This is a genomic window from Acinetobacter sp. F16 (genome assembly GCF_052712855.1).
Window position 1 is genome coordinate 1 of record NZ_JBRATK010000036.1, and the last position, 861, is coordinate 861.

Here is an 861-nt window from a genome sequence, read left to right on the forward strand (position 1 = left end):
TAGGGTCTGTTGACATTTGTTGCTTAAAAAAATAGCGAGGTAGTAAAATTAAATCGCCAAACCCAATTTTACTCTCGCTATGCCTCGTACAATGCTGAATAATCAACACTGGTCTAAGTTACTTTCTATTTTCCGAAATTTTGATATCTATTTCAAATCTAATTTGAGAAATTTTGTCGAAGCCATACTTTATAGAATAAGAACAGGCTGTCCTTGGCGTGATTTGCCTAAAGAATTTGGTTCGTATAACTCAATATTTAAAAAATATAATCGTTGGTGTAAAAATGATAAGCTAATGAAAGTATTTAAATTAATTTCTTCAAATGCTGATATGGAATGGGTTTTTATTGACGGTAGTCATGTTCGGGCACACCAACATTCTGCTGGAATAAAAGATCAGGATATTTCTAAAAGCATTGGTGGAAATAGTTCTAAAATACACTTAGCTGTTGATGCAGATGGCAATCCAATTGAAATTATTATCTCCGATGGAACGACGCATGACGTCAAGATTGCTCCAAAAATGATTGAAAAACTGGATTTGAGTGAAACGGAAGTATGTTGTGCAGACAAGGGATATGACTCTGAATCATTAAGGGAACAAATATCTGCGAAAAAAACTAAAGCTAATATTCCAAGAAAATCAAATACACAGTCAAATAATGACCATATGGATTGGTATTTATATAAAATCAGGCACTTAGTTGAGAATGCATTTTGTAGGTTAAAGCAGTTCAGAGGAATAGCAACACGATATGATAAGCTAAAGTGTAGCTATGAGGGTGCAGTTGCATTAGCTTGTGTATTTATTTGGCTACCTTTATCGGGTAAATTCTATACTTGAAATGTCAACAGACCCTA

1 protein-coding gene is annotated in these 861 nt (G+C 33.8%); it reads left to right on the top strand.

Annotation, left to right across the window (positions count from 1 at the left end; translation table 11 throughout):
* Window positions 1-79: 79 nt before the first annotated feature.
* A complete protein-coding gene (locus ACU0NF_RS11850; protein ID WP_067729117.1) occupies window positions 80-844 on the top strand; it encodes an IS5 family transposase in 765 nt (254 codons plus the stop codon).
* Window positions 845-861 lie beyond the last annotated feature (17 nt).

What these genes read in the sequence shown, in the direction of transcription:
- ACU0NF_RS11850 (WP_067729117.1), top strand. Translation starts at nt 80, where the DNA reads ATGCCTCGTACAATGCTGAATAATCAACACTGGTCTAAGTTACTTTCT.